The sequence below is a fragment of the Candidatus Tisiphia endosymbiont of Ditula angustiorana genome, from assembly GCF_964026425.1.
In the GTDB taxonomy this organism is placed as follows: domain Bacteria; phylum Pseudomonadota; class Alphaproteobacteria; order Rickettsiales; family Rickettsiaceae; genus Tisiphia.
The window spans coordinates 705,721-720,390 of record NZ_OZ032143.1 but is presented as its reverse complement, the minus strand read 5'-3'; the positions used below and the strand labels follow the sequence as shown (position 1 = coordinate 720,390).

Annotated in this window: 12 protein-coding genes; 6 read left to right on the top strand and 6 right to left on the bottom strand. The window is 34.3% G+C overall.

Annotated features, from left to right (window positions below):
• Positions 1–789: 789 nt before the first annotated feature.
• Genes infB through AAGD29_RS03300 form a run of 3 tightly spaced genes read left to right on the top strand, consistent with a single transcriptional unit; the run spans position 790 to position 4,153 of the window.
• Positions 790–3,279, top strand: coding sequence for a translation initiation factor IF-2 (gene infB / locus AAGD29_RS03310; protein ID WP_341758503.1), 2,490 nt, complete (start codon positions 790–792; stop codon positions 3,277–3,279).
• The gene (rbfA, locus tag AAGD29_RS03305; protein ID WP_341758502.1) at positions 3,280–3,675 is read left to right on the top strand and encodes a 30S ribosome-binding factor RbfA; all 396 of its coding nucleotides are present in this window, start codon (positions 3,280–3,282) and stop codon (positions 3,673–3,675) included.
• A gap of 7 nt (positions 3,676–3,682) precedes the next feature.
• Positions 3,683–4,153, top strand: coding sequence for a GNAT family N-acetyltransferase (locus tag AAGD29_RS03300; protein ID WP_341758501.1), 471 nt, complete (start codon positions 3,683–3,685; stop codon positions 4,151–4,153).
• 431 nt (positions 4,154–4,584) lie between these two features.
• Here AAGD29_RS03300 and AAGD29_RS03290 read toward each other — a convergent pair whose 3' ends face one another.
• The 5 genes from AAGD29_RS03290 to AAGD29_RS03270 form a co-directional block, all read right to left on the bottom strand.
• Entirely contained in the window at positions 4,585–6,105 is a 1,521-nt protein-coding gene (locus AAGD29_RS03290) for an HlyD family type I secretion periplasmic adaptor subunit (protein ID WP_341758500.1), read from the bottom strand.
• 9 nt (positions 6,106–6,114) lie between these two features.
• Positions 6,115–7,872, bottom strand: coding sequence for a type I secretion system permease/ATPase (locus AAGD29_RS03285; RefSeq protein ID WP_341758499.1), 1,758 nt, complete (start codon positions 7,870–7,872; stop codon positions 6,115–6,117).
• Positions 7,873–8,279: 407 nt separating this feature from the next.
• Complete coding sequence (gene asd / locus AAGD29_RS03280) at positions 8,280–9,305, bottom strand: aspartate-semialdehyde dehydrogenase (protein ID WP_341758498.1); 1,026 nt, start codon at positions 9,303–9,305, stop codon at positions 8,280–8,282.
• 91 nt (positions 9,306–9,396) lie between these two features.
• Positions 9,397–9,747, bottom strand: coding sequence for an HIT domain-containing protein (locus AAGD29_RS03275; RefSeq protein ID WP_341758497.1), 351 nt, complete (start codon positions 9,745–9,747; stop codon positions 9,397–9,399).
• Between the two features lie 277 nt (positions 9,748–10,024).
• Positions 10,025–10,390 (bottom strand): DUF2628 domain-containing protein, encoded by a 366-nt coding sequence (locus AAGD29_RS03270; RefSeq protein WP_341758496.1) that lies wholly within the window; start codon positions 10,388–10,390, stop codon positions 10,025–10,027.
• Between the two features lie 90 nt (positions 10,391–10,480).
• Between AAGD29_RS03270 and hslV the strand changes: the two genes are divergently transcribed.
• The 3 genes from hslV to AAGD29_RS03255 are packed head-to-tail and all read left to right on the top strand — an operon-like array spanning position 10,481 to position 13,907.
• Entirely contained in the window at positions 10,481–11,047 is a 567-nt protein-coding gene (gene hslV, locus AAGD29_RS03265; protein WP_341753698.1) for an ATP-dependent protease subunit HslV, read from the top strand.
• Positions 11,044–12,384 carry an ATP-dependent protease ATPase subunit HslU gene (gene hslU / locus AAGD29_RS03260; RefSeq protein WP_341758495.1) on the top strand — a complete coding sequence of 447 codons (1,341 nt, stop codon included), beginning with the start codon at positions 11,044–11,046 and terminating at the stop codon, positions 12,382–12,384. The genes hslV and hslU overlap by 4 nt, the downstream gene beginning before the upstream one ends.
• 2 nt (positions 12,385–12,386) lie before the next feature.
• Positions 12,387–13,907 (top strand): YifB family Mg chelatase-like AAA ATPase, encoded by a 1,521-nt coding sequence (locus AAGD29_RS03255; protein WP_341758494.1) that lies wholly within the window; start codon positions 12,387–12,389, stop codon positions 13,905–13,907.
• A gap of 453 nt (positions 13,908–14,360) precedes the next feature.
• Here AAGD29_RS03255 and AAGD29_RS03250 read toward each other — a convergent pair whose 3' ends face one another.
• Positions 14,361–14,615 carry a hypothetical protein gene (locus AAGD29_RS03250; protein ID WP_341758493.1) on the bottom strand — a complete coding sequence of 85 codons (255 nt, stop codon included), beginning with the start codon at positions 14,613–14,615 and terminating at the stop codon, positions 14,361–14,363.
• Positions 14,616–14,670: the final 55 nt, after the last annotated feature.

Sequence of the window (14,670 nt, the reverse complement as noted above, 5' to 3'; positions counted from 1 at the left end):
CTTGATTATCGAGTAATAGTTATCAGTCAAAGCAAGAAAATTTTAAAAAATTTAACATTAAGTATTAGTGCTAAGAATTTTATTGATATAACTGAAGAACTACCAGCAAAATTAGCCATTTCTAATAACAGAAACTTGGTAATTTAATTTTGGGTAAAGAAAAAATTAACAATTTCCTTAAAAAAACTGGTATGATAGTGTAAGCATGAGATGCAAGTGCAAGAGAAAAAATCTAAGTGTGCAAGTTTAAGTGAGTATAATAGTCCTTAAGGGTTGATGTCATTCCTGCGTAGGCAGGAATCTATAATATCTAATAGCCTTTGCAGATTATTTACTTTGGATTCCCGCCTACGCGGGAATGACATCGTTTTTGGTTCTGTAAGTACCATACTAACGTTGGAGTTCTTGATCCATACAACAAAGTCTTTGCGGGGATGATACCGGGGCTACTTAAGTTAACAAAACTTGCACACTTGGTAAATTTGTAAATTATTCGATATACTCAAATTATTTGAAGAATGGAGACAACAAACAAGGGGTGAGCGTACCTTACTATTACCTACATTTTTGGACTCGTGGGACGTCATCCTGAAGGATGTGGATAAGTGGATAATAGTAAGGAAACGTACTAGGTGTACGTCTAGTAGTGAGTACACTAAATCCCCGCAAGTATTTGCAGAAGCCAATTCTTTAAAGCAGAAGAGTATATCAGTTAATCATTAATCACATAGCAAAATTATTTAAAAAACTTTATCACAAATATAATTGCTATTTAAAGGTTTAATATTTATGACGTATAACCAAGAACCTAAACCAAAGAAACTAACACTTGGTGGTCCTAAACTCTCGCTTAATAAGCCAGCCCAACCCACCAATGTTACTAGAGGTTTTGTTAGTTCTGCAAAAACAATAGTAGAAGTTAGAAAGAGTAGCACTCCAACTAATACTTTGTCTTTTAACAAACTTTGGTCTAGTGGTTCTACTTCTCAAGGCGGCGAATCTACTGCTGGAGAAGAATTTAATAGACGCCTAACTATTTTAAAAAAAGCAGCAGAAGATGCAAAATCTCAGAGTACTGATAGTAAGATTAGCACTCTGAGTAAACTTGCAACTATTAATCAACCTGTGAAAAAAGACGATATTGAAGAAAATGTTCAGGATGAGTCACAAGATATCGAAAATGATTCTGAAATACCACCTACTACATTAGCACCTACATCTTCACAGGATAACAACCCATCAAAGTCTTTTGTTAGATCAACACTGATTGGTTCTCAGAGTAATTTTGGCGTTGCACCTGAAGATGTTTCTGGGGCAGATAAGACTGGTGATAATAAAATAGTAGTGCCAAAGGTTAAAGTTGAGGAGCCTAAAAAATTAAAAAAGGCAGATATCTTCAATATGCTTGATGCGGATGGAAGCGATAATACTGGTAGAACTAGAAGCCTTGCATCAATAAAAAGAGCTAGAGAAAAAGAAAAACGTAAAGCCGAGCAACAAACACCAGACAAAGTATATAGGGAAGTTATTATTCCGGAAGCTATTTCTGTAGGAGATCTAGCTAATAAAATGTCTGAGCGAGCCACGGATGTTATAAAAGAATTGATGAAACTTGGTATTATGGCTACGACCATCCAAATAATTGATGCAGATACAGCAGATCTTGTTGCTACGACCTTAGGGCATACAGTAAAAAGGGTTCAAGAGTCCGATGTTGAAAATATATTGATTAGTGAAGCTGATAAAGAAGAAGATTTAAAGCATAGGGCTCCTATTGTAACGATTATGGGACATGTTGACCACGGTAAAACTTCGTTACTTGATGCTTTAAAGTCAACTGATTTGGCAAGTCAGGAAACAGGTGGGATTACCCAGCATATTGGTGCTTATCGAGTAACCTTGGCTGATGGTAGAGCTATTACTTTCATTGATACTCCAGGACATGAAGCGTTTTCAGATATGAGAACTAGAGGGGCAAAGGTAACGGATATAGTGGTTATAGTAGTTGCTGCAGATGATGGAATAAAGCCGCAAACGATTGAAGCAATTAATCACGCTAAGGCGGCAAATGTTCCTATAATCGTTGCAATAAATAAGATAGATAAACCGGATATTAATCTTGACCGAATTAAAAATGATCTATTAATTTATGGTTTAGTTAGTGAAGAGTTGGGAGGTGATACTATAGTTGTACCAATTTCAGCTTTAAAGAAAACTAATTTAGATAAGTTAGAAGAGGCTATATTATTGGTTGCAGAAATGCAGGATCTTAAGGCTAACTTTAGCGGACTTACTGCTGGAGTGGTCATAGAGGCAAGAGTTGATAAAGGTAAAGGAGCGGTGGCTACTATATTGGTACAACGTGGTATTCTAAGAAACGGAGACATAGTAGTTGCTGGAACGAAATATGGTAGAATTAAGAGGATGAATAATGATAAAGGATTAGATCTTACCGAGGCAGAACCAACTTTACCAGTAGAGATTTATGGTTTAAATGAAGTTCCGCGAGCAGGAGATCAGTTTAATGTAGTGCAGAATGAAAAACAGGCTAGAGATATTGTAGAGTATCGTGAACGCCTTGCAAAAGAAAAGAAAATTTCTGTTACCCAAAGATCAAGTCTAGAAGAATTATTCCTAAAAGCCTCCGGTAGTAGTGGTATGGTAAAAGAGTTACCTATAATTGTTAAAGGCGATGTGCAAGGTTCAATTGAAGCAATTAACACTAGTCTATTAAAGTTGCCAAATGATGAAGTTCGTTTAAGAATTTTACATCACGCAGTAGGTGGAATATTGGAGTCAGATGTTACTTTAGCTAAAGCATCCAATGCTATTATTGTTGGTTTTAACGTTAGAACTAATAATAATGCTTTGGCTATGGCAGAAAGAGAAAAAGTGGATATTAGATATTATTCCATTATCTATAATTTGTTAGATGATATTAAATCAATAATGAGTGGTATGCTTTCACCAATTATTCGTGAGCAATATATCGGTACAGTAGAGATTAGACAGGTATTCATTGTCTCAAAAGTTGGTAAAGTTGCAGGTAGTTATGTTACCAAGGGTACTATTAAAAGAGGTGCTGGAGTTCGCTTGTTACGAGATAATATTGTTATTCACGAAGGAAAACTTAAGACTCTAAAACGTTTTAAAGATGATGTTAAAGAAGTTCACGAGAATTTTGAATGTGGTATCGCTTTTGAAAATTATGATGCTATAAAAGAAGGTGATATAGTAGAAGTCTTTGAAATTATTGAAGAAAAAAAACAGTTATTGTAAATGCAAAAACTTTCTGATAAAGACAAGTCACAAAATAGCTCACAAAGGCAAAAAAAAGTGGCAATATTAATAAATGAAGCATTAGTGGAAGTACTAAGGCGTGGTAAGATGTTAGATGAACGTCTGATTAATTGTCCAGTAACTATTACTAAAGTCTTAGTTACTTCTGATTTAAAAGTAGCAGATTGTTACTTTTTACCATTTAATACTACTTTTAATGAGATACAACTTACTGAATCTTTAAATAATTCGAAATATGCTATAAGAAACTTTATAACTGCTAAGATTAATTTAAAATATTCACCGGAAATTCGTTTTCATTATGATCACGGATTTGATAATGCTTACAAAGTTGAGGAGTTATTGAAGCAAGTTGAAACTAATCGAGTGAACTAGGATTACAATGAATCAAAACCTTACCCATCGCAAAGCCACAATTGCTGACTTAAAAACAATTGTCAACCTTCTTTTAGAAGATGAACTTGGACAAACAAGAGAACAGTTTTCAGCAGAATTGGATCAAGCTTATATTGATGCGTTCTACAAGATAGATAGTGATCCACATCAATATTTGATGATAGTTGAAATGAATAAAGAAATAGTTGGTACTTGCCATCTGACCATTATGCCCTCGCTAACTTTCATAGGTTCAACTAGGATGCAAATTGAAGCTGTTCGTATCTTAGAAAAGTATAGAGGGCAACATTTCGGTGAATGGATGATGAGTATTGCATTGAAATATGGCAAATCAAAAGGTGTCTCCATTGTTCAGCTCACAACTAATAAAAAACGTCCAAGAGCCAAACAGTTCTATGAAAGACTTGGTTTTGAAGCAACACATGAAGGGATGAAATTATATAACTCTAATGAATAATAGTGTTATTATTTTAAATATTAGATATCTTTCGAAACTCTACTTCTGCTGGTAATTTATTCGTGCTACCGGTACTCTGCTCCTCACGTACATCTAAGTACGTTGCGGGTCGAGGTTCACAGCTGTCGAAAGTTAGAAGAGGAAGCGGTTTTAGAAGTCATAATGACAGTTTAAAAGTTGTCGGCTTATAACCGCTGTCATTGCGAGAAGGCGTAAGCCGACGAAGCAATCCACTTATGGTTACTTTTTTGGATTGCTTCGTCGACCTACGGTCTTCCTCGCAATGACGTTACCCTATTTAAAACCCCTTCCTCTTCTAACTTTCGACAGTTGCGGGTCGAGGTTTCGTGGCTTCTTTAAATTCCTCAGCATAAGCGAGTTTCGCAAGAGATCTATTAACATATAGCTAAAACCTTCTCGGGTTAGCTATATCATTTCTCTTTAAATGCTCTAAACATCGTATCAGTAATAGGATCAAGTAAATATCTCAGGAGAGTCCTTGTACCAGTGACAATTTGAACTTCCGCTTGCATACCAGGATGTAACTCTAACTTTTTAGCTTTTGCAATCTTATTAAACTCATCCATATCAATCTCAATTCTAGCGATATAATAAGTGGTAGGATCTTGACTTGGATTTTTGTCTTGTACAATATCAGGAGATATTTTAACAACTTTGCCAGTAAATAACGGCGTTGTTCTAGATTTAAAAGCACTGAAGCGAATTTTTGCTACCAAGCCTTCATGCACTGAATCTATATTCTTGCTTGGAACTTTTGCTTCTATTATCAAACTATCATCAGTTGGAGAAATCTCTAGAATTGGATAACTTGGTGAAATCACCTGTCCTATTGTATGATAGTTCAATACATTTATAATACCATCAACTGGTGATTTAATAACCACTCGATTTAAAGAGTCTTGATGTGCATTAAATGCCTCTTTAAAACGAGCTACTAGCTCTTGTGCCTCTTTTAGTTCAGTCAGAGTTTTCTCTGTATATTTATTCTGTAAGCTAATAATGCTAATCTCACACTCTGTAATCGAATGCTTAATAGATGCAATCTCAGCTTCTGCCATAGCTATGTCACTTTTGTACTGTGCTTCTTTAGCTTCGAATTCCAATAAAGCGGCTTTATTAGCAAAACCTTTTTCATGCAATGTATGCATTGCCTTTAAACGATCCTTAACAACCTCTAGAGTTTTTATATTTGCAACTTTTTTAGCCTGCATACCTTCGATTTTTTTATTTAATTGCTCGATCCTTTGATGTAAGGCATTTTTTTCACTTTTATATACTTCTTTTTTAGACTGAAATAAACTTTCTTGGGTATGTATAATCCTTGCTACTTCAGGTAAATTGATATCTTTGGTTAATAATTCTGGAAATTCAATCTGAGTTTGATTATCTCTCTCGGCAATTAAACGACTTTCCGTTGCTAAAGCATGTCTATATTGGCTTAAATTACTTTCATATGCTGACTTAATTTTTGTATCTTCTAGCTCTATTAATTTATCACCTTCTTTAACTTGATCACCTTGTTTAACAAAAATATTAGCTATAATCCCACCTTCTTGGTGATTAATTGTCTTCTTATTACCACTCGTTATAACAACACCCAGTGCTGTAGCAGCACTATCAAGAGGAGCAAAACTGCCCCATACCCCTCCAACTAATACAAAAAAGATTATTACATATACCCCAAAAAGAATTGGAGATCTAGCAATTTGCACTACATCATTGCGATCAACATCATTATTTTTAGTAACAAAATTGACGAAACGATCAAGATAATATAATGTATTTTTAATGGCATTAGAAATCTTTACTATTACCTTTTGTGATACAATAGCTCCCTTTGTTTTTTTCGTGTGTGTTAAATCATTTTGTAGCGACAAAAGCTGTTTAAGTTGCTCCGCTGTGAATGCCGGCTTATTGTTCTTTTCTTCCATATTTAAAACTTATTCATTAATGTGGATTACACCACTTTGTAACAGTTTAACTCGATTTTGCATTTCTTCTTGAGTGCCATAAAGAGCTACCGCCCCATCTTGTAATACCAAAATCTTATCTACCACCGATAATACAGAAGGTCTATGAGAGATAACAACTACAGCAATACCCCTAGATTTTGCTTGCTTTAAGCAATTTGACAGGGCTATTTCACCCGCTTCGTCAAGATTTGCATTAGGTTCGTCTAAAATAAGCAGTTTAGGATTACCATAAAATGCTCTAGCAAGACCAACACGTTGTTTTTGTCCGCCAGAAAGATTAGAACCTGCTGTTCCAATATCTGAATCATAACCATCAGGTAATCTTAAGATCATTTCATGAGCTCCAGCAATTTTAGCTGCCTCAATTACTTTTTCCGGATCAGCATTTTCAGCCATCCTAGCTATATTCTGCTTTATACTACCACTAAATAACTCTATTCCTTGCGGCAAATACCCTACATGTTTACCAAAGTCTTCCCTGTTCCAACGATAAATCTCTCCAGTATCAAGCCTAACAGTCCCTGACGATGTTTTCCATACTCCAACTAAAACTTTTGCTAAAGTTGACTTACCTGCTGCAGAAGGTCCTATAATTGCTAATATTTCACCAGGTTGCACCGCAAAGGACACTCCCTTTAAAATATATCTTGGTACTGGCGGCTGTGGTATATGTGGAGGAATTGGTATCGAATAATAAATATTTTCCACAGTTAAATGTCCTTCGACATTTGGAATTGGCATTGATTCTTCTCTTGATTTATACGAAGCAAATAATTGATTGATATTTTTATAAGATTTTATAGCCCCGCTCATACTTTTCCATAACTCAATAGCGTTATCAAAAGGGGCTAAAGCTCTACCAACTATAATGGAACTCATAATCATACCACCAGTAGTCATAGCTCTTCCTGAAGTATCAACAACAACATAAGCACCAATACCAGTTACCAGCATTTGCATAACATTACGGATAAATCTTGAAAAATTAGAAATAGCACCATTACGGTAACTAGCAATTGATTGCTTCTCCAAAGAAGCAATATTAAATTGATGCCAATTTGCCGTAACATTTTTCATCATGCCCATAGCTTCTACAACTTCTGAATTTCTATTGGCGATGTCAGCTTGCGTCATACCCTTTATAGAAAATTCAGTAGCTTCACCGAGAGTTCTATTAGTTGCAGCCGCATTAAAGAAAGCCGTAGATACAATAATAATAGCTCCAACTAATGTAAGGATTCCAATATATGGATGAATTAAGAAAATTACTATTATATAGACAATACTCCAAGGAGCATCAAATAAAGTATTAATACCAGTGCTGGTTAGAAAGGTTTTTACTGTTTGAAAGTCACGAAGTAACTGACTAGCACCCATATTAGTACGAGTTGCAGAGGCTGAAATAGAGTGACCAAAAATTACAGGAGCAATTGTTTTATCCAACCATTCACCAACTTTAATTAGGGTGAATGATCTAGCAATTTGCAATAACCCATAAATAAAATAGATTGTACCAATAATAATAGACAACCACATTAATGTAAATAAGTTACCACTTCCTATAACCCGATCAAGAACTTGCAAGGAATAAAGAGGCGTTATCAACATTAACAAGTTAATAACAAACGCAAAACTAAAAACTATCCAAAACGCAATTTTGCACTTCTCAAGAGCAGTAGTTAGGGGATTTATTACTTGAGATATTAATGCACTATTATTGATCATATTACCATTGTTATATTATATTGTTCTGAATTATAATCTATATCATCTAACACAAATTAAATTAGCCTGTCCTGATAATAGTAGTTATCCGAACCTGACGGCTTCCCAGCTCTATTATATTTTTTTACTGCTGATTAGTAAAAATTATACTATTTGTAATATTTTTATTTGACTCTACACTATACGCAAAATAAATAATATGGCAACCTCTTTATTAGACTTAGAGCCTAAAAGTAATACAAATAACCTAATTAACCTCAGGTCGATATAAGAATTAATAATTCTTATATCGACCTGGCTTTGTTATAAGGAAAAATGCACTCACGTCAGCCGCTTCAAACCTGATTGTTTCTATATATAACACGAAAGTTCGATGTAACTTGTTACATCGAATTCAGGTTAATTAATTACTTTTTCGATAAATATCCTTTTATCAACTCCTCAGCAATTTGCACAGCGTTTAAAGCTGCTCCTTTACGTAAATTATCTGCTGTAATCCATAAATTAATGGTATTTTTTTGACTATGATCATTTCTAATTCGCGAAACATAAACAAGATCTTTACCAACAACATCTATGGGAGGAATATATTGTGTTTTATCCAAATGAGAATTAACTACAATAGAGTCTGATTCTTTTAGTATTTCTTCTATTTCTTTAGCATCTATCTCTCCACTAAACTCAACATTAACTGAAATAGAATGACCAACAAACACCGGCACTCTCACGCAAGTTACACTAGATTTAGCATGTGATCCTATAATTTTTTCTAATTCCAAGGAAATCTTAGATTCTTCACTAGTAGAACCATCTTCATTAAAACTACCTATATAAGGAAATAAATTAAAAGCTATTTGCCTAGGAAAAATTTTAGGAGTGATGTCACTAAAAACATACTTTGCCTTAGTTTGCTCGTAAAGCTCATCCATTCCTCTCTTCCCTGCTCCTGAAACCGACTGATAAGTCGATATCACCATTCTCTTAATCTTTACTGCATTATCCAAAGGCTTTAATACAGTAGCTATAGGAGCAGTACAACAATTAGGATTAGCTATAATATTTTTAATAGTATAATCTTTTAGGCTCGCTAGATTGGCTTCTGGAACTATCAAAGGAACATCAGAATCAAGTCTGAAAAATGATGATTTATCGATAGCTATGCAACCTTGCTCGACAACTTTGGGTATATATTTCATTGATATTTCTGATCCAGCTGCAAAAAAAGCAATATCTATTTTACTAAAATCTACACTATCTATATCAAATATTTTTATACTATCTTCCCCAAAACTAACCTCTTTACCTTTAGATTCACTTGATGCTACAGCATAGAGCTTATTAATTGGAAAACATCTTTCAAACAAAATCTCTAAAGTCTCACGCCCAACATTACCCGACGCACCAATTACCGCAATATTATATTGTTTTGTCATCTACATCTATCTTTTTATCATTCTTACATATCTGTTAGTATATGTCATTCCCTAATTTTTAACATATAGTCAATTCAGTCAAATCAATTGACTATATCAGCTTAGAAATAGTTTTTCCCCCTATAATATGGAAATGAAAATGGAACACACTCTGTCCAGATTTTACCCCTTTATTAGTAATCAAACGATAACCATCTTGATCTAAACCAACTAGCGATGCAATATAGGATAGTTTGGTGAAATAATCTTTAATTTCATCACTAGAAGCTTTAAGGATAAAATCACTATAGTCAATATACTCCTTTTTTGGTATAATTATTATATGTATTGGAGCTACAGGATTTATATCATTAAATGCTATTAAATTATCATCTTCATATATTATCTCTGCTGGAATATCTTTACCAATAATTTTTACAAAAACATTATTCTTGTCATACATATTATACTCTCATTTTTATTATCTACTCCCAAATACTATTAGCAACAAAAATATTGGTAATAGTTGACCTCAAGTATTGATGTAATAAATTAATAGTAAGCTCAAGTAATCATCACCATTAGGGGTGATGTCACCCATGTTGCCATTATGTCATCCCAGCGAAAGCTGGGATCTAAAATGTTTAAAGCACCTTCTTTGTCTATTTTTTTAGATCCCAGCTTTCGCTGGGATGACACCCTAGGCTATTAAACTGATGTCTTATATCAAACTGAGATTACTATAACACATTTTTTTCATCCACTAAGCGTTCTAAAAATTTTAATTCAGCTTCTATCTCAGATTTTGCTAATATTATGTCTGTAAGCTGGTATTTCTTTTTTTGCAAATCATATTCTCTCATATCATCGCTGAAAAAACCAAATATTAACATAATGGCGAATTGACTTACAGAAATAAAATTAGTACAACCTAAATTTGATATAACAATATTTAATATCAAAGTAATTATTAGTGGTAACCACATTCTATGATAGAATGCCCAAAACACGCTTAAAAACGCAGCAAATAATGAAAAACCTTGCTTGATAAGAATAAAATCGTTATCTTTTTTTTGAGGATTAACATATATTGAATAAATATTCATAAGAGAGTCTTGTAATTACGATATTAAATGATTACTTAAATACCATAATAATAAACAAATAGCCAAACATCAATATTTAAAAGATTCTTTATGTCAGATAACTCGCCTAGCCCTGTCACATTACACGGGACTACTATACTTTGCTTAAGAAAAGGGGGGAATGTTGTAATCGCAGCGGATGGTCAGGTCTCCCATGGTAATACAATTTTAAAATCTACAGCAAGAAAATTAAGAGTCATGTTCAATAATAGTATTATTGCTGGCTTCGCTGGATCTACTGCAGATGCTCTAACTTTATTTGAAAAATTAGAATTAAAGTTGGAGAAATATTCGTATCAGTTACTGAGAAGTGCTGTAGAACTGGCAAAAGATTGGCGTAGCGATAAATATTTACGTAAACTTGAAGCAATGATGATCGTTGCAGATCAAAAAAATATATTAATTTTAACTGGTAATGGCGATGTAGTTGAACCTGATGGTGATGCTGCTGCCATTGGCTCTGGTGGATTATATGCACTGTCTGCTGCTAGAGGTTTAATGTCTTTTGACAATGACCTAACTGCAGAAGAGATTGCTTTAAAATCAATGAATATTGCAGCTGATATCTGTGTTTTCTCTAATCATAATATTATTCTAGAAAAAGTTAAAGTTATATGAGTATTAATCTTAAAAAAAAATCTATGGGATTAACTCCCGCTAAAATCGTAGCTGAACTTGATAGATTCATTGTTGGGCAATATAAAGCTAAAAAAGCTGTTGCGATAGCGTTGCGGAATCGCTGCAGACGTAGAAATGTAGACGAACCACTTCGTCAAGAAATCGTGCCAAAAAATATTTTAATGATAGGACCAACTGGCGTAGGTAAGACTGAAATCGCTAGGCGACTTGCTAAGCTTAGCGGCTCACCATTTCTTAAAGTAGAAGCAACAAAATTCACGGAAGTAGGATATGTTGGACGAGATGTTGAGTCAATAATACGAGACTTAGTGGAAATAGCTGTTAACACACAAAAAGCTAATGCTAAAAAAGCAGTGATTGCTAATGCAAATTTAAAAACTGTAGAAAGGATTTTGGATGCTTTAGTCGGCAAATCAGCATCAACTGAAACTAGAGAAAAATTTTGTCGCAAGCTTGAAAAAGGTGAACTTGACAATACTGAAATTGAAATAAGTATAACAGATTCAGGGGGCTTATTTGGTAGTAGTAATTTTGAGATTCCTGGTATGCCAGGAGCTGCCATGGGCGTCTTAAATATTTCTGATATGATCGGTAAAGCTATCGGTACTAATAAAACAAAAACTAAGAAAATGCTGGTTAAAGATGCTCTTTTAATTATTTCTGCTGAAGAGTCAGAAAAATTGATCGATCAAGAAAAAATTACTCAAGATGCCTTAGTGCTAGTACAAAATGATGGTATAGTATTTTTGGATGAAATAGATAAAATCACCTCAAGATCTGAGGGAAAAAGTTCAGAAATTAGTAGAGAAGGAGTGCAGAGAGATTTATTGCCTATTATTGAGGGTACAACAGTTAATACAAAACATGGTCCTATAGAAACTGCTCATATATTATTTATAGCATCAGGTGCTTTTCATTTATCAAAACCATCTGATTTATTACCTGAATTGCAAGGAAGGCTACCTATTAGAGTAGAGTTAAGCTCACTCACTAAGGACGATATGATAAAAATTTTAATTGAACCAGAATCCAGTTTAATAAAACAATATTCAGCCTTAATCGCAACCGAAGGGGTAAAATTAAAATTTACTGATAATGCAATAGATAAAATTGCTACTTATGCAGCAAATGTTAATTTAGAAGTTGAAGATATTGGAGCAAGAAGATTACATACTATTCTAGAAAATTTATTGGAGGAGATAAGCTTCAATGCAAGTGATACGAAAGAAAAAGAGATAGTTATTGACGAACATTTTGTCGACCAGCAATTATCAAAAATTATCAAAAATCTTGATCTAGTAAAATTTATTTTATAGAAATGATAGTTCACCTTGGTAGTTTAACTTTTAGCGGTATAGATATTATCGATGTTGATGTGCAAGTACAGATATCACCAGGGATACCTAATTTTACTATAGTAGGACTTGCTGATAAAACTATTGGCGAGTCTAAAGAACGAGTTAGAGCAGCACTTTCTTCAATAGGTCTTGCCTTGCCTGCTCAAAAAATACTGATAAATTTAGCTCCAGCTGATTTGGTTAAAGAAGGTAGTCATTTTGACCTTGCTATTGCTTGTGCTATACTTAGCAGCATGAAAATTTTACCAGCTGAGGAAATACAAGAATATCTAGTAATAGGAGAATTATCTCTAGATGCTTCTATTCTGCCTGTCAGTGGGGTTTTACCTGCTGCTATTGGAGCTTTGGCTAGGAATAAAGGGCTAATTTGTTCAAAATCTAATGGTCAGGAAGCTGCATGGTCTGGCAATAATAATATTTTGGTAGCAGGAAATTTAATAGAGTTAATTAACCATTTTAAAGGCTTACAAATATTATCATCACCTGAATTAGAAATTGATACTACTGTCATAAATTACCCTGACTTTAAAGATATCAAAGGACAAAAAGTAGCCAAGCGAGCTTTAGAAATAGCGGCCTCTGGTAGTCACAATCTATTAATGCTTGGTCCACCTGGTACTGGCAAATCTATGTTGGCACAATGTATACCTGGTATATTACCCAAAATGCGACCCGAAGAAATATTGGAGTGCAGTACTATAGCAAGTGTTGCAGGCAAGCTAGCAAATGGGAAACTATCAAGAGCTAGACCTTTTCGGACTCCCCACCACTCATGCTCGATAGCAGCGATGGTCGGCGGTGGAGTTGGTAAAAGAGTAAAACCTGGAGAGATCTCGTTAGCACATAACGGAGTGTTGTTTTTAGACGAATTACCAGAATTTCCACCTAACGTTATCGAATCTTTAAGGCAGCCAATTGAAACCGGAGAAATACTGATTGCTAGAGCAAATTCGCATATAAAATATCCGACCAACTTTCAGCTAATAGCAGCAATGAATCCTTGTAAATGTGGTTATTTAAGTGATCCTCACAAAGCATGTTCTAAAGCCCCAAAATGTGGGAGCGATTATCAGATGCGAATTTCCGGCCCTATCATGGATCGATTTGATCTACATATAGAGGTAGGATCTATCGACTCATATAACTATAATTTAATAGCAGATGATACAGAAGAAGAATCGGGGCAGATAGCACACAGGGTCGAAATGGCTCGCAATATTCAACAAACTAGATATGAAGGATATAATATCAAAACAAATAACCGTTTGGATGGGCAGTTGCTTATCGAATATGCATTGCCAGTAGATGATGGTAAAGATTTACTTAATGAAGCCGCGACAAAATTTCGTATATCCATGCGTGCTTATAACCGTATCTTACGGGTCGCAAGAACCATAGCAGATCTAGACTCTTCTTCCAACGTCCATAAGATACACATTGCTGAAGCACTAAACTATAGAAGAATGGGGAATAGCTTTTGAATTAACCATTAGTCGCGCTTCTGTATACTGCTATGATTTCAAGAGTTGATAGACGATAGTATAACTTCAAGAAGAGCTAGTAGTAGCAAAGTCGAGCGGCGTAGCGTATATGAGTAACGGAGCAGCCTCGATCTTTAGCGTGGGAACGCCAATTCTTGAGGTTCTACCTGAATATAAGATGAAAGTGCGACCTGAAAAGTCGATTAAAGTAATTGATTAATGGAGGAGAGCAAATGCTTAATTCTAATTAATCCTGACGTTCTTCCGTCAGAGCCTATCATATCTAGCGTCCTTGGTAACTTTGCAATTTTTACCTTTTTCCTAAAAATACCATCTGATCTAAAGCGTTTCTAAAGTAACAAATTTTAAATCCATATAACAACTCTATCGCTTTTAAAAACAGCCTTATGTTGTCCTTTCAACCAATAAACTAATTTCTTTAGCGAAATCTACCTATTTTGCTGAGCTATTTGGTGTTGATATATTTTGGCTTGTTTGCTCTTTTAGTAGTTTACTTTTTTCTTCTATTGAATTAAGAAAGAAATAAGTGAAGGTTAGGAAACTAACTAAAAGTGGTATAAATACAAAGAGAATTGCTTTTAGTTTTCTAGCTGATTCTTCACGATCCAGTCGTTTTTCTCTTTCTTCTTCTGTTTCAACAAATTTATTATCGGTATTTCTGCCAGTATCTAAATTATCTTTTGACATTTCTATAATCTAAGAATCTCATTAGTTGCATAGTAGCATAATATTATTATCTTGC